Annotated in this window: 14 protein-coding genes and 1 other RNA gene; 9 read left to right on the forward strand and 6 right to left on the reverse strand. The window is 66.3% G+C overall.

Annotated features, from left to right (window positions below; genetic code table 11):
• Nucleotides 1-29 precede the first annotated feature (29 nt).
• Nucleotides 30-386, forward strand: an RNA gene (gene rnpB / locus OPU70_RS01915) — RNase P RNA component class A.
• Between the two features lie 47 nt (nt 387-433).
• Nucleotides 434-964, forward strand: coding sequence for a hypothetical protein (locus OPU70_RS01920; RefSeq protein ID WP_498557048.1), 531 nt, complete (start codon nt 434-436; stop codon nt 962-964).
• On the opposite strand, the gene OPU70_RS01925 is transcribed toward OPU70_RS01920, so the two are convergent.
• The gene (locus OPU70_RS01925; protein ID WP_498557049.1) at nt 939-2,318 is read right to left on the reverse strand and encodes an amino acid permease; all 1,380 of its coding nucleotides are present in this window, start codon (nt 2,316-2,318) and stop codon (nt 939-941) included. The two genes, OPU70_RS01920 and OPU70_RS01925, sit on opposite strands and share 26 nt — an antisense overlap.
• Before the next feature lie 333 nt (nt 2,319-2,651).
• Nucleotides 2,652-3,398, reverse strand: a complete 747-nt coding sequence (gene ppgK / locus OPU70_RS01930) for a polyphosphate--glucose phosphotransferase (RefSeq protein WP_042541151.1) — start codon at nt 3,396-3,398, stop codon at nt 2,652-2,654.
• A gap of 70 nt (nt 3,399-3,468) precedes the next feature.
• Here ppgK and OPU70_RS01935 point away from each other — a divergent pair, with 70 nt between their 5' ends.
• The 4 genes from OPU70_RS01935 to OPU70_RS01950 all read left to right on the forward strand — a co-directional run bounded on the left by OPU70_RS01935 (nt 3,469) and on the right by OPU70_RS01950 (nt 9,009).
• Nucleotides 3,469-3,684 (forward strand): hypothetical protein, encoded by a 216-nt coding sequence (locus tag OPU70_RS01935; protein ID WP_042541153.1) that lies wholly within the window; start codon nt 3,469-3,471, stop codon nt 3,682-3,684.
• 2 nt (nt 3,685-3,686) lie between these two features.
• Nucleotides 3,687-5,024 carry a type I glutamate--ammonia ligase gene (gene glnA, locus OPU70_RS01940; protein WP_042541155.1) on the forward strand — a complete coding sequence of 446 codons (1,338 nt, stop codon included), beginning with the start codon at nt 3,687-3,689 and terminating at the stop codon, nt 5,022-5,024.
• A 9-nt stretch (nt 5,025-5,033) separates the two neighbouring features.
• Nucleotides 5,034-8,009 carry a bifunctional [glutamine synthetase] adenylyltransferase/[glutamine synthetase]-adenylyl-L-tyrosine phosphorylase gene (locus OPU70_RS01945; protein WP_498557050.1) on the forward strand — a complete coding sequence of 992 codons (2,976 nt, stop codon included), beginning with the start codon at nt 5,034-5,036 and terminating at the stop codon, nt 8,007-8,009.
• A gap of 70 nt (nt 8,010-8,079) precedes the next feature.
• Nucleotides 8,080-9,009, forward strand: a complete 930-nt coding sequence (locus OPU70_RS01950) for a diacylglycerol kinase family protein (protein ID WP_475123066.1) — start codon at nt 8,080-8,082, stop codon at nt 9,007-9,009.
• Here the strand turns inward: OPU70_RS01950 and OPU70_RS01955 are convergent.
• Entirely contained in the window at nt 8,996-10,150 is a 1,155-nt protein-coding gene (locus OPU70_RS01955; RefSeq protein WP_079112885.1) for an AI-2E family transporter, read from the reverse strand. The two genes, OPU70_RS01950 and OPU70_RS01955, sit on opposite strands and share 14 nt — an antisense overlap.
• A 133-nt stretch (nt 10,151-10,283) precedes the next feature.
• Here OPU70_RS01955 and OPU70_RS01960 point away from each other — a divergent pair, with 133 nt between their 5' ends.
• Entirely contained in the window at nt 10,284-10,784 is a 501-nt protein-coding gene (locus OPU70_RS01960; protein ID WP_475123065.1) for a GNAT family N-acetyltransferase, read from the forward strand.
• A gap of 7 nt (nt 10,785-10,791) precedes the next feature.
• Here OPU70_RS01960 and OPU70_RS01965 read toward each other — a convergent pair whose 3' ends face one another.
• Together OPU70_RS01965 and glnA (OPU70_RS01970) are read right to left on the reverse strand one after the other, a co-directional pair.
• A complete protein-coding gene (locus OPU70_RS01965) occupies nt 10,792-11,028 on the reverse strand; it encodes a glycine zipper domain-containing protein (RefSeq protein WP_042541163.1) in 237 nt (78 codons plus the stop codon).
• A gap of 132 nt (nt 11,029-11,160) precedes the next feature.
• Nucleotides 11,161-12,585, reverse strand: coding sequence for a type I glutamate--ammonia ligase (gene glnA / locus OPU70_RS01970; protein WP_042541166.1), 1,425 nt, complete (start codon nt 12,583-12,585; stop codon nt 11,161-11,163).
• 160 nt (nt 12,586-12,745) lie between these two features.
• On the opposite strand from glnA (OPU70_RS01970), the gene OPU70_RS01975 reads away from it, so the two are divergent.
• Nucleotides 12,746-13,132 carry an RDD family protein gene (locus OPU70_RS01975; RefSeq protein WP_153302300.1) on the forward strand — a complete coding sequence of 129 codons (387 nt, stop codon included), beginning with the start codon at nt 12,746-12,748 and terminating at the stop codon, nt 13,130-13,132.
• Nucleotides 13,133-13,138: 6 nt separating this feature from the next.
• Here the strand turns inward: OPU70_RS01975 and OPU70_RS01980 are convergent, their stop codons facing one another.
• Nucleotides 13,139-13,618, reverse strand: a complete 480-nt coding sequence (locus OPU70_RS01980) for an ATP-dependent zinc protease family protein (protein WP_042541169.1) — start codon at nt 13,616-13,618, stop codon at nt 13,139-13,141.
• Nucleotides 13,619-13,644: 26 nt separating this feature from the next.
• On the opposite strand from OPU70_RS01980, the gene OPU70_RS01985 reads away from it, so the two are divergent.
• Nucleotides 13,645-14,832: a RimK family alpha-L-glutamate ligase gene (locus OPU70_RS01985; protein WP_367820056.1), complete on the forward strand. Its 1,188-nt coding sequence runs from the start codon at nt 13,645-13,647 to the stop codon at nt 14,830-14,832.
• Nucleotides 14,833-14,884: the final 52 nt, after the last annotated feature.

Genomic DNA, 14,884 nt, shown 5'->3' on the forward strand with positions numbered 1-14,884 from the left:
ACGCTCTGGTCGTAGACTGGACTTGCGAATGGGTCGACTGGACGGTCGCGTGGCGGGCAACCGCACCGAGGAACGTCCGGGCTCCTCAGGGCAGGACGGTGGGTAACGCCCACCCGGAGCAATCCGCGAGAAAGTGCCACAGAGAGCAGACCGCCCCGCAAGGGGTAAGGGTGAAAGGGTGGTGTAAGAGACCACCGGGGGCCATGGTGACATGGCCCGCCAGGTAAACCTCGTCCGGAGCAAGGTCAGACAGAGGATGTTGACGCGGCTCGCCGAGTCCTCGGGTAGACCGCTAGAGTGCCACGGCAACGTGTCGCCGAGAGAGATGGCCGTCGAAGGGGCGAAGAACCCCGGAACAGAACCCGGCGTACAGGTCGGCCCATTCGCATCATCACCGTTGGCTTCGGGGCAGGATGCTCGGTAGCGTTCGTTCATGTCGAACCGCACAGCCGCCCCCACCGTGGCGTTCCTCGCCGCCTTGGTTGCCGCAGCGCTCACCGGCTGCACCGCGCCGGCGCCGGAGGGCACCGAGACTCCCGCGGCAGTTCAGCCCGCGGTGAAGCCGACGCCGAGCGCTACGCCCGTGCCGACTCCGACCGCGACGGCTGAGGTGAGCCGCTGCGACGTGCTGTCCATGATCTCGTTGACCGGCTACAGCGAGGGCGATGAAGAGCCGACCTACTACGCGACGTGGAACGGCGTACTGCCGGTGGACAACGGAATGACCGATTTCGCGCGCGGCACGGTCACGAAGACAGCGGACGGCACCATCGCGACGTACACGGTCGCCGCTGGCGATGCGCCGTCCGCCATCAGGGAGCGGCTGTGCAGCGATGTCTACGCGGCGATGAGCTATAGCCGTCTGGGGTCGATGCTGTACCCGGGCGATGTGCTGACGCTGGGACCGGGAGCCATGGAGCCGCTCGCGACGGAAACGTTCATCTGGGAGCCTCAGCGCCGTTGACAGTATCCGGGGCGCTGCTCCCCGCATCCGACGCCTTCCGTCGTTTGAGGTTGCGTCGCACGAGCGGCCAGAACAGAATGAGCACCCCTGTGGCGATGAGGCTCGTCCAGACCTGGGTTCGTCCGCCCTCGCTGAACATCATCACGGCGATCACCGCCGCGATGCATGCGATCAGTAGGATGTTGAGCCAGGGGTGCAGCCACATCTTGAGCTTGAGGTTCGCGACCTCTTCGGGCGTCATCTTCTGACGGAGCCGCCACTGCGTGAGGGCGATGAAGACGTAGACGAACAGGGCGACGAGTCCGGCCGAGTTCATGATGAAGTCGAAGATCCCCGATCCCGGCGTCAGGAAGTTCACCAGGGTGGCGATGAGTCCTCCGCTGGTCGAGGCCAGCAGAGCCATCACCGGCACGCCGTTCTTCGACTTCTTCGCCACGATCTTCGGCGCGAAGCCCTGCTCGGCGAGGGCCGCGAACATGCGCGATGCCGAGTAGAGACCCGAGTTCAGCACCGAGATGACCGCGGTGAAGATCACGAGCTGCATGATGATGCTCGCGCCGGGAATGCCGAACTGCTCGAGAGCGTAGGTGAACGGCGCATTGGCCACATCGGTCGGAACCGGCAGCTCGTTCCAGGGAACGACGGTGACGATGATGAGCACGGAGCCGACGAAGAACAGCAGGATGCGCCAGATGATCGTGCTCGTCGCCTGACGGATGCCCTTGGCAGGGTCCTCCGACTCGGCGGAGGCCATCACGGCGATCTCCGTGCCGAAGTACGAGAAGATCACCAGCGCCACCCCTGTGAAGGCGACGCCGAAGCCGTTCGGCGCGAAGCCGCCGTGCTCCCACAGGTTCGAGATCGAGACCTCGGAGTTCGGCCACAGTCCGAAGGCGAACAGCAGACCGGCGCCGAGGAAGACGACGATCGCGAGCACCTTGACGCTGGCGAGCCAGAACTCGACCTCGCCGAAGGCGCGGACGGAGATGATGTTCGTGCCGACGAAGATGCCGATCAGGATCAGCGACCAGGCCCACGACGGGACCGCGGGGAACCAGCTCGCCATGGTCTCGCCGCCCAGCACCGCCTCGTAGGCGAGCACGCCGACCCAGAAGTACCAGTACAGCCATCCGACGAGATACGCGGCCCAGTTGCCGAGGCCCACTCGTGCGTACTCCATGAACGAGCCGATGGCCGGACGGGACGCCGCCATCTCGCCGAGCATGCGCATGGCGAGGAACACGAGCAGCCCGCCGATGAGGTACGACAGCACCGCGGCCGGCCCGACGGCGCGGATGACGTTGCCCGATCCGACGAACAGACTCGCCCCGATGATTCCGCCCAGGGTGATCATGGTGACATGGCGCGACCGCAGCTTCTTCGCCTGAGGTCTCTCGACCGGTACGAGACCGGCTGACGTCGCCGGCGAAACCGGCTTCCTCCAGGACGATTCTGAGGGTTCGTTCATCTCGAAGCTGCCTTTCTTCACGGCGCGGCCCTCACAGCCAGGCCGGCCATCCGGGTCGTCTCGCCGACCGAGAAGCACACGGAGAGGCTATGTTGTCACGGCTCTGCGACCCCGCGCAGTATTTTCTGCGGCGTGCATCCGGCGTTCGGCTGGACATGCAGAAAGGCCCCGCCGGATCGGCGAGGCCTTCTGTGCTCGGTACGTGTGTGTGTATGCGTGTCAGTCGCCGGCGAGGGATGCAGCGCCGATGATGCCCGAGTTGTTGCGGTGGATCGCCGGCACGATCGGGGTCTTGAGGTCGAGCAGCGGCAGGAAGTCTCCGGCGTTCTTCGACACCCCGCCGCCGACCACGAACAGGTCAGGGCTGAAGAGGAACTCGATGTGCGAGTAGAACCTCTGCAGACGCTCGGCCCACTCCGACCAGCTCAAGCCCTCGCGCTCGCGCGCGGACGTCGCCGCATAGGTCTCGACCGACTCGTACTCGCCGAAGTTCAGGTGTCCGAGCTCGGTGTTCGGCAGCAGAACGCCGTCGTAGAGGAACGCCGACCCGATTCCCGTGCCGAGGGTGGTGAGCAGCGTGAAGCCGCGCACGTCGCGGGCCGCACCGTGGCGCGCCTCTGCGACACCGGCAGCATCCGCGTCGTTCACGAAGACGATGTTGCGTCCGAGTCCGTCACGGAAGAAGCGCTCGGCGTCGAAGTCGACCCACTCCTTCGAGACGTTGGCGGCGGAAAGCGTCTTGCCGCGCTTGACGATGGCGGGGAAGGCCACGCCGAGGGGGAGGGTCGAGTCCTTCACGTCGAGGGTCTTCAGCACCGTCTGCACCGCCTCGAGGACATCCTGCGGAGATGCGCCCTTGGGAGTGGGCACGCGCACCCTGTCCGAGGCCATGATGCCGTGCTCCAGGTCGACGAGACCTGCCTTGATACCCGTGCCGCCGATGTCGACGCCGATCGCTTTTGCCATGGTCGATAGCTTAGCGACCGACGTCAGCGCCGATAGGATCGATGACACCACGTGAAGAAGGGGATCGGCCATGTCGAACGGCGATGAGAAGTACTGGTACAACCTGGAGACCGGTCAGGTGGAGTTCGGGATGATCTCCGCGTCGGCCGATCGCGTCGGGCCCTTCGACACCGAGGCCGAGGCGTCTCGGGCTCCCGAGAAGCTCAAAGAGCGCTCGCGCGCCTGGGCCGAGGAGGAAGCGGCCGAGAGCGGCTGGGACGCCGGCACCGGCAAGGGCGCTGAGTGACCGTGGACAAGCAGAGAGATTTCGTCCTCCGGACGATCGAAGAGCGCGGCGTCAAGTTCGTCCGCCTGTGGTTCACCGATGTCATCGGCACCCTCAAGTCTGTGGCGATCGCGCCGGCCGAGGTGGAGGGCGCGTTCGCCGAGGGGATCGGGTTCGACGGCTCTGCCATCGAGGGTCTGACCCGCAGCTACGAGTCCGACCTGCTCGCGCAGCCCGACCCCACCACGTTCCAGACCCTGCCGTGGCGTGGCGAGATCGATCCGACTGCGCGCATGTTCTGCGACATCACGACGCCCGACGGGCGTCCGGCTGTGTCCGACCCGCGCCACGTGCTCAAGCGCACGCTCGCGAAGGCCGCCGATGCCGGGTTCACCTTCTACACGCATCCCGAGATCGAGTTCTACCTGCTCAAGTCGTCGTCGTTCGGTCCTGAGGGTCCGGTGCCGGTGGACTCGGCCGGCTACTTCGACAACGTGCCCGGCGGCACCGCGCACGACTTCCGGCGCCGTTCGGTGCGGATGCTCGAAGACCTCGGCATCTCGGTGGAGTTCAGCCATCACGAGGGCGGGCCCGGGCAGAACGAGATCGACCTCCGCTATGCGGATGCGCTGACCATGGCCGACAACGTGATGACGTTCCGCACGGTCATCAAGGAGGTCGCGATCGAACAGGGCGTCTACGCGACGTTCATGCCGAAGCCTCTCAGCGGTCACCCGGGAAGCGGCATGCACACGCACATGTCGCTCTTCGAAGGGGAGCGCAACGCGTTCTACGAAGAGGGCGCCAAGTACCAGCTGTCCAAGACCGGACGCCACTTCATCGCCGGGCTCCTGCGGCACGCGAACGAGATGGCCGCGGTGACCAACCAGTTCGTCAATTCGTACAAGCGGCTCTGGGGCGGCGACGAGGCTCCGAGCTTCGTCACGTGGGGTCACAACAATCGCTCCGCGCTCGTCCGGGTGCCGATGTACAAGCCCAACAAGGGCGGATCGTCGCGCGTCGAATACCGTGCGCTCGACTCCGCAGCGAACCCTTATCTCGCCTACGCGCTCATGCTCGCGGCGGGGCTCAAGGGCATCGAGGAGGAGTACGAGCTGCCGCCGGAGGCCGAGGACAACGTGTGGTCGCTCAGCGACGCCGAGCGTCGTGCGCTCGGCTACTCCGCGTTGCCAGCGAGCCTCGACCACGCGCTCGAGTACATGGAGAGCTCCGAGCTGGTCGCCGAGACCCTCGGCGAATCGGTCTTCAACTACGTGCTTCTGAACAAGCGCAAGGAGTGGGAGGCCTACCGTGGCCAGGTCACACCGCTCGAGCTGAAGAACAACCTCGAGCTGCTCTGAGCGTCGTCCATGGCCCGTTCGGACGACTCTGTCTCGCTCTCCGCGCTGGCCAGGCTGGGGTTCGCCGAGCTCAGCGAAGCAGCGGCGAACCTCACCGAGCTCGCGACGCTGATCGGTGTCGACCGGTCGCTTCTGCTCGCTGAGGCGGATGCTGCTGATCCCGACGCGGCGGTCGAGGGAATGCTGCGCGTGGCGCGGCGCGATGCGGCACCGCTCGCAGCTGTGTTCGCAGACCAGCGGGCGCGCAGACGCGCATGGCGGGTGTTCGGCTCGTCACAGGGCTTCGCCGACTTCTTCCTCAGGCATCCGACCGAAGTATCGGTGCTGGCCGACCGATCGACGGGGCTGCCGTCGGCAGACGAGCTGCGCGAGCGCATGCTCGACGCGGTCGGCGCGCGTGACGGCTTCGCCGATTCGGGCGACGACAGTGCAGTGGTCACGCTGCGCGTGGCCTACCGGCGCAACCTCGCGCTGATCGCCGCGATCGATCTGACGGCGTACAACCCGGTGCGGATCGTCGCCGATGTCGCAGCGGCGCTGGCCGATATCGCCGGCGCTGCGTTGGAGGCGTCGCTGGCCATCGCCCGTCGACGGCTCGTCGACACGATGAGTCGCGACCAGGTCGCTGCCACGCAGCTCGCCATCATCGGCATGGGCAAGGCGGGCGCACGCGAGCTGAACTACGTCAGCGACGTCGACGTGATCTTCGTCGGGGGAACCGCAGACGAGGATGTCGTCTCGGAATCGCGGGCGATCGACATCGCGACGCGCCTTGCGAGGGAGACGATGCGCGGCCTGAGCGGCATCGAGGTCGAACCGCCGCTCTGGGAGGTCGACGCGGCGCTCCGTCCAGAAGGCAAGCAGGGGGCGCTGGTGCGATCACTCGGCTCGCACCTGGCGTATTACGACCGTTGGGCCAAGAGCTGGGAGTTCCAGGCGCTGCTGAAGGCGCGGCCTCTCGCAGGCGATCCCGAGCTCGGCGCCGAGTACATCGCCGCGGTGCAGCCCAAGGTGTTCTCCAGCGCCGCGCGGGAGAACTTCGTCGACAGCGTCCAGCGCATGCGCGAGCGGGTCATGGAGCACATCGACCCCGAGGATGCGCCGTACCAGCTCAAGTTGGGCTCCGGTGGACTGCGGGACATCGAGTTCACCGTGCAGCTCCTGCAGCTCGTGCATGGCCTCACCGACCCGAGCCTGCGCACCCGCGGCACGTTGGAGAGCCTCGACGCGCTGGTCGAAGGCGGCTACATCGGTCGGGCGGAGGCTGCGTCGTTCGCGGACGACTACTGCGTGCTGCGGTTGATGGAGCACAGGCTGCAGCTCAAAGAGCTCAGCCGCACGCACCTGATGCCTCGCACGCCCGCCGGCCTGCGCGTTCTGGCTCGCAGCACGGGGCTCGGAGAGTCCGGCGAGGCGATCTGGGCTCGATGGGAGAGCGTCCGGCGTGAGGTGCGCGACATCCACACACGGCTGTTCTACCGTCCGCTGCTGAGCGCCGTGGCCTCCCTGCCCGAAGAGGAGCGCACCCTTTCGACCGCTCAAGCGCACGATCGCCTCATGGCCATCGGCTTCCGCGACCCGGCGGGCGCTCTACGGCATATCGGCGCGCTCACGACGGGGTTGAGTCGCAAGGCGACCATCCAGCGGCATCTCATGCCGGTGATGGTCCGCTGGTTCGCCGACGGGAGTGACCCGGACTATGCGCTGATCGCGTTCCGCCGCATCAGCGAGCGTCTCGGCGACACCCCCTGGTTCCTCCGGATGCTGCGGGATTCGTCCGGCGCCGCTGAGAGCCTGACGAGGCTGCTGTCGTCGTCACGGTACGTCGGCGAGCTCATGGAATGGATCCCCGAGTCCGTGGCCTGGCTCGACAGCAGCGAGCTCCTGCGTCCGCGCAGCGGCGCGGCGCTCGACGAGGAGGCCAGGGCCATCCAGACGCGTCACAGGAACGTGGGTGACGCACTGCAGGCCGTTCGAGCGCTGCGACGTCGCGAACTGCTGCGCACGGCGATGGGCGGCGTCCTCGATGTGCTCTCGATCGAGCAGATCGCGACCTCGCTCACCGAGATCACCGACGCCACGATCCAGGCGGCGCTGCGCGCGGTCCGGCGTGAGATCGTCACCGCCGATGACGAGGCGTTCGATTTCGCGGTCATCGGCATGGGCCGATTCGGGGGAGCGGAGCTGGGGTTCGGCTCCGATGCCGACATCCTCTATGTGTACGACGCGAACGGCGTCGACCCTCAGCGGGCGCAGTCGCTCGCAACGCGGATCGTCGCAGGACTCCGGGAGCACCTGACCGATCATCGGGTGCCGCTCGATCTGGATGCGGACCTCCGGCCGGAGGGACGCAACGGCCCGGTGGTGCGGTCGATCGAGGCGTATGCCGAGTACTACCGACGCTGGTCGCTGTCGTGGGAAGCCCAGGCTCTGCTCCGAGCGCGAGGGGTCGCAGGCAGCGCCACTCTCATCGCGAAGTTCACTGCCCTCGCCGACAGCATCCGGTACCCCGCCGAGGTCGATCTGCAGGGCACCCGCGAGATCAAGCGGATCAAGGCTCGGGTCGAGGGCGAGCGGCTGCCGCAGGGGGTGGACCCGCGTCGTCATCTGAAACTCGGCCCAGGCACGCTCAGCGATGTCGAGTGGCTGGTGCAGCTTCTGCAGTTGCAGCACGCCCACGACGTGCCTGCACTGCAGACCACGTCGACTCTCACCGCCCTCGGGGCTGCCGTCGACGCGGGGTTCGTCCCGGCCGATGCCGCCGATCTGCTCCGCGCCGCGTGGTTGCTGTCCAGTCGCCTGCGCTCGGCGATCACCCTGTACACCGGCAAGACGAGCGACGTGCTGCCGACGGATCCGCGCGACCTCGATGCGATCGGTCGACTGCTCGGTTATCCCGATCGTTCAGCGAGCGTGCTCGACGATGACTACCTGGGGGTGACCCGGCGTGCGCGCCGGGCGTTCGAGCAGCTCTTCTACGGTTAGACGGTCCCACATCGCGTCAAGGGCTGGCGCGCCATTTGCCTTTTCTGCGCCGGTCGCACAGGCTGAGCGCATGACGATCTCGAAGCTCGGTGTGATCTGGAACCCCTCCAAGGCTGACGGGGAGTCGTTGCGCGAATCCGTCGCAGCGACGTTCGTCTCCGACGGGGTCGAAACGCCCGTCGAGTGGTGGGAGACCAGCATCGAGGACCCGGGGCGCGGTATGGCCGCCGACGCGGTGGCCGCAGGCTGCGACGTGGTGATCGCCGTCGGTGGAGACGGCACCGTCCGGGCGGTCGCGGAATCGTTGGCCGGCACGGACTCCGCGCTCGGCATCGTGCCGCAGGGCACCGGCAACCTGCTCGCTCGCAACCTCGAGATCCCGTTGAACGACATCCCGGCCGCTCTGGAGCGGGTCCGCGACGGCGAGCCGCAGCGGATCGACATGGGCTGGGTCGACCACGACGGCACCGAGCATGCGTTCGTGGTGATGGTCGGCTTCGGCATCGACGCTCAGATGCTGGTGGAGACCGACGAGGACCTGAAGAACCGTGCCGGATGGATCGCATATGTGGAGGCGATGGGGCGTGCCCTGGCCGGCACCGAGATGACCGACATCACCCTCACGCTCGACGAGCAGGAGCCGCAGGCCCTCCGCGGTCACACGATGCTGATCGGCAACTGCGGCATGGTGCAGGGCGGCATCCGTCTCCTGCCGGACGCCGTGCTCGATGACGGGCTGCTCGACATGCTGCTCGTGAGCGCCGATGGGCCACTGCAGTGGCTCGACACGGTCCGCGCCTTCGTCTGGGAGAACGGCATCCGCCGCATGATGGGCAATGTCGACACCGCGGTGAGCACCGACTCGACGACCCACATCTCCGCAGAACGCATCCGGGTCGAGCTCGCGTCACCGCAGACGTTCGAGATCGACGGCGAAGAGGTCGGAGCGGTCTCCGACTTCACTGTGCGGGTCCAGCCCGCAGCGCTCACGGTTCGCTGAGGGTTCCCGGCGGGACGAGCTTGCTGTCCTGCAGCGGGAACACGACCTTCTGGACGACGATGATGATGCTGGCGGCGACCGGGATCGCGACGAGCGCGCCCAGGATCCCGCCGAGCGCGCCTCCGGCGACGGCAGCGATGACGACGAGCGCACCGGGTACAGCGACGGCCTTGTTCATGATGCGAGGCGATAGGACGTATGCCTCGATCTGCATGTAGACGAGGTAGTAGCCGAAGGCGATGAGCGCGGTGACCGGGCTCACGATCAGGCAGATCAGCGCATTGATGATCGACGCAGTCAGGGTGCCGACGAGTGGGATCATCGAGCCGATGAAGGCGATCAGGGCGAGCAGGGCAGGCACGGGCGCGCCGATGATGCTCAGAACGATGAGGCTCAGGATGCCGTTGATCAGCGCGAGGCTGGCCTGTCCCATCACATATCGTCCGACGGCACCAGAGACGTCTTCCAGGAGCCCGCCGAAGGTGTCCCGCTGGTACGACGGGACGAAGCGCACGGCGACGCGCTTCATGCTGCGGAGGGACGCCATGAAATACAGCGTCAGAATCAGCACGATGGTGACTCCGGTGAACCCTCCGGCGATGCCGGCGCCGACCGCGAACACGCCGCCGCTGATGTTCAGGATGTTGCCCGGGTCCTGCACGAAACTCAGCACGCCCTGGGCCGCGTCGTCGAAGGTGGAGCCGAACTGCTCGCTGACGTCCTTGAACCAGGCGCTGGCCATGAAGTCCTCGACCATCTTCGGGCCGTCCTGGATCAGGTTTGTCACCTGCTCGACGAGGAGCGGCACGATGGCGAGGATGATCCCTACGAAAGCCAGGACCACGACGGAGACGACGATCGCGACCGCCGCTGGGCGAGGGAGCTTGCGCTCGATGAACGAGACGACGGGGTCCAGGCCGAGGGCGAGGAAGACGGCGACCCCGATGTAGACGAGCACCGTCGCGAGCTGATCGACGATGCCTCCGATCAGGAGGGCGACCAGGACGCCCAGCGCACCCAGAAGTCCGTATGTGAACGGGTTGATGCGAGCGAGCGCCGCCGCCGCGGTCTTGGGCTGAGCCGGGGGAGTCTCGGTCGTGTGGACCCTGTTCGACTGCAGCCTGTCGTTCTTGCGGCGCATGATGGCCCCTCGCTCTTGTTCGTTCGGACCCCTCAGTTGAACAGTCGATGCGGGGGAAAGCAAGCGCGACACGGCCACGCTCTTTGTGGTGTATGACGTGGTGGATGTCGGATGCCTGTGCGATCGTTCACGCATGGATGCCCTGACACTCAGACCCTGGTCCGCGGGTGATCTCGAGCTGCTGCGTGTGGCGAACACTCCGGAGATGACGGCCCATCTGAACGGCGTCGAGAGCGAGCAGCAGCTGGTCGACCGCAACGCCCGCTACCTCCGCCTGTGGGAGGCGGGAGAGGCCAGGATGTTCGTCATCGAGGACGAGGATCGTCGTTCGCTGGGTTCGATCGGGTTCTGGAACTCCGAGTGGCGTGACGAGCCGGCGTTCGAGACGGGGTGGTTCGTGATCCCTGACGCGCAGGGGAGAGGCGTGGCTTCCCGGGCTCTCGGCCTGCTGATCGATGACGCGAGAGCGCACCGTGGTGAGCGCAGGTTTTTGACGGCATTCCCCTCGGTGGAGAACGCGGGGTCGAACGGCGTCTGCCGTCGCAGCGGGTTCGAGATGGTGGGCACCTTCACCGACACGTTCCGCGGTGCAGAGCTGACGATGAACGAATGGGTGCTGGATCTCGTCGGCTGAGCGCGCGCTACTCGGCCGTCTCGGGCTTGTCGCCCTTCTCGCTCTTCGGCGACGACTCGAACGCTGCGCCGAACGCGACTCCCAACGCCAGGCCGAACGCAACCCCGACGCCCACGTTGTCGAACAGCAGCATCCCTGCCCCCGCACCGATCGGAAGCCCGATCGCCATCCCGAGAGCGATGCCGACACCCGGCTTCTTCGTCGAGTTCTCGGTTGCTTCGGAGTTCTCGTCTGATTCGGTCATACGCAGCACGATACGTAGTCGGGCGAGCACCCACATCCTCCGCAAGACGGACACGGTGCGGTCTGCGGCGGGCAGGAAGACGAGAACGCCCCCGAGCCACAGCTCGGGGGCGTTCTCGGAGAATTCTGCGGATCAGACTCCGAAGTACAGCTCGTACTCGAACGGGTGCGGACGCTGAGCCATCGGCAGGATCTCGTTCTCGTACTTGTACGAGATCCAGGTCTCGATGAGCTCCTCGGTGAACACGCCGCCCTCGAGGAGGAACTGGTGGTCCGCCTTCAGGGCGTCGAGCGAGTCCAGCAGGGAGTTCGGGACCTGGGGGATGTTCTTGGCCTCCTCGGGAGGAAGCTCGTAGAGGTCCTTGTCGACGGGCTCGTGCGGCTCGATGCGGTTCTTGATGCCGTCGAGACCTGCCATGAGCTGTGCCGCGAACGCCAGGTACGGGTTGCCCGAGGCGTCGGGAGCGCGGAACTCGATGCGCTTGGCCTTCGGGTTGGAGCCCGTGATCGGGATGCGGATGGCAGCCGAGCGGTTTCCTGCGGAGTAGACCAGGTTGACCGGCGCCTCGAAGCCCTTGACCAGACGGTGGTAGCTGTTCAGGGTCGGGTTCGTGAACGCGAGCACGGCCGGGGCGTGTGCCAGGAGTCCGCCGATGTACCAGCGGGCGACATCGCTGAGCTGGCCGTAGCCGGCCTCGTCGTAGAACAGCGGCTTGCCGTCGTTCCAGAGCGACTGGTGCGTGTGCATGCCCGAGCCGTTGTCGCCGTAGAGCGGCTTCGGCATGAAGGTGGCGACCTTGCCCCACTCCTCGGCGGTGTTCTTGACGATGTACTTGAACTTCAGGATGTCGTCCGCCGAGTGCACCATGGTGTCGAAGCGGTAGTTGATCTCCTGCTGGCCCGCGGTGCCGACCTCGTGGTGCGAGCGCTCGAGGATGAATCCGGCCTCGATCAGCTTCAGGGTGATGTCATCGCGCAGGTCAGCGGTCTTGTCGACCGGGCTGACGGGGAAGTAGCCGCCCTTGTACGGGGTCTTGTTGGCGAGGTTTCCGCCTTCTTCCTCGCGACCGGTGTTCCACGCGGCCTCTTCGGAGTCGACCTTGTAGAAGCTCTCGCCGGCGGTGACCGAGTAGCGCACGTCGTCGAAGATGTAGAACTCGGCCTCGGGGGCGAAGAACGCGGTGTCGGCGATGCCGGTCGATGCGAGGTACTTCTCGGCCTTCTTGGCGACCTGGCGCGGGTCCTTCGAGTAGATCTCTCCGGTGCGGGGGTTGTAGATGTCGAAGATCATCACGAGGGTGCTCGCCTCGCGGAAGGGGTCCATGTAAGCCGTGGTGACATCAGGGATGAGCTGCATGTCGGACTCGTGGATGCTGGCGAAGCCGCGGATCGAGGAGCCGTCGAACAGCTGCCCGTCCACGAAGAAGTCCTCGTCGACAGTGGCCGCTGGGATGTTGAAGTGCTGCTGCACACCCGGGAGATCAGTGAATCGGATGTCAAGGAACTTGACGTCGTTCTCCTTGATGAAGGTCAGCACCTCGGACGAATCTTTGAACATGTACGACTCCTGGATTGCGGATCGATGGCTTCACGGCCATTGTGCACAGTACGTGCGGGGCGTTACTCCACGGTATCCGCTTTGTTTCCAGCATGTTACGCGCCGGTAGGCTGATGACGTGACGGATGCTGTGAACACGTACCCCGGAGAACGACTCGGAATGCCGCAGACGGGGACGGGCAGCATCGCCCGCCCTGGGCGGCGGATCGGGGCTCTCCTCATCGACTACATCGCCGCGACGATCATCGCCACCGGCTTCCTCGGATACGACCAGTTCGCACTGCCCGCAGAGGCAGGCCTGACGATGTTCGCGCCGATGGGCGTGTTCGCCCTGCTGCAGATCCTGTTCATCCCGACGGCGGGTGGCAGCCCCGGACACCGCATCCTCGGCATGCGCGTCGTACGCCTCGGCGGTGGCTGGGTGGGAGTGTGGCGGCCGATCGTGCGCACGCTGCTCATCGTCATCGTGATCCCGGCGGTCATCTGGGATGCCGACCAGCGAGGTGTTCACGACAAGGTGACGGGACTCGTTCTCATCCGCGCCTGACGCGGCTCACTCCTTGCCGCGGTTGCGGCGTCGTGCCTCGCGCGGTGCGCGACCTCCGAGGAACGAGCGTGCGGGGTCGACGACGTAGCCCTGTCGCAGCGCCTCACGACCGATGAGCATGCGGAAACCCATCTCATCTCGGTTGCTCAGTGTCACCTCGGCGAGCACCTCTCGGTCATGCAGACGAATGAGCATCTCGACGACGAGTCGCTCCTGCGCATGGCCGGAAGAGCTGCGCACCGCGCGGCGATCGTGCACCGGGGATTCGACGATCACCGCGTCCTCCTGGCTGTCCTGCCAGGGCTTCACCCGGAACCGGACCCACGACACGCCGTCGCGCTCGAACTCCTGGATCTCGAATGCGTGCAGCGAAGAGGTGCGGGCGCCCGTGTCGATCTTGGCTTTGAGCCAGTCCACACCGAGATCGGGCAGGCTCACCCATTCTCGCCACCCGATAAGGGTGTTTGAATGGGATGACTTACTCACCCGACCATCCTGGCAGGAAATCCCCCGTGAAGATCGCAGTGCTCTCCCGCGCGCCGCAGGCGTACTCCACCCAACGGCTGCGCGCCGCCGCGCTCCAGCGAGGTCACAACGTCAAAGTGCTGAACACGCTGCGCTTCGCGATCGATCTCACGGCCGACGAACCCGACCTGCACTACCGCGGACGTCAGCTCAGCGACTACGACGCGATCCTGCCCCGAATCGGCAACTCGATCACCTACTTCGGCACAGCAGTGGTGCGCCAGTTCGAGCAGATGGACGTGTACACGCCGAACACGGCGAACGGGATCTCGAGTGCCCGCGACAAGCTCCGCGCGAACCAGATCCTCTCGCGCCACAACATCGCGATGCCGCCCACGGCGTTCGTGCGCAACCGCGCCGATGTGCGGCCCGCCATCGAGCGCGTCGGCGGCGCTCCTGTCGTCATCAAGCTCCTCGAGGGCACGCAGGGGATCGGCGTCATCCTCGCGCCGCAGGTGAAGGTCGCTGAGGCGATCATCGAGACGTTGCACTCGACCAAGCAGAACGTGCTCATCCAGAAGTTCATCTCCGAGAGCCGCGGTCGGGACATCCGCGCGCTCGTGGTGGGAGACAGGGTGGTGGCGGCGATGCGACGGTCCGCAGCCGGAGACGAGTTCCGCTCGAACGTGCATCGCGGGGGCTCCGTCGAAGCCGTCGAGCTCGACCCCGTCTACGAACGCGCGGCTGTTCGCTCGGCTCAGATCATGGGCCTGCGCGTCGCCGGAGTCGACATGCTCGAGGGCGATGAGGGCCCGCTGGTGATGGAGGTCAACTCCTCGCCAGGGCTCCAGGGCATCGAGACGGCCACCAAGCTCGACGTCGCCGGGGCGATCATCGACTACATCGCAGGGCAGGTGGCGTTCCCCGAGATCGATGTGCGCCAGCGCCTGACGGTGTCGACCGGCTACGGCGTCGCCGAGCTGATGGTGCACGGCGCGGTCGATCTCGTCGGCAAGACGCTCGGCGAGGCCGGACTCTGGGAGCGCGACATCACGGTGCTCACGCTGCACCGCGGCGTCTCCGTCATCCCGAACCCGCGAAAGCACGTCGTCCTCGAGGCCGAGGATCGACTCTTCTGCTTCGGCAAGCTCGACGAGATGCGATCCATGGTGCCGGAGCGCCGGCGTCGCCGCGCCAAGGTCCGCCGCCTCCCGCGTCAGCCGCTCTCCGAGTGAAACGACGAAGCGCGGCCGCCTCTCGAGAGAGGACGGCCGCGCTTCGTCGTAT

The sequence above is a fragment of the Microbacterium sp. SWDP-B6 genome, assembly GCF_059803615.1.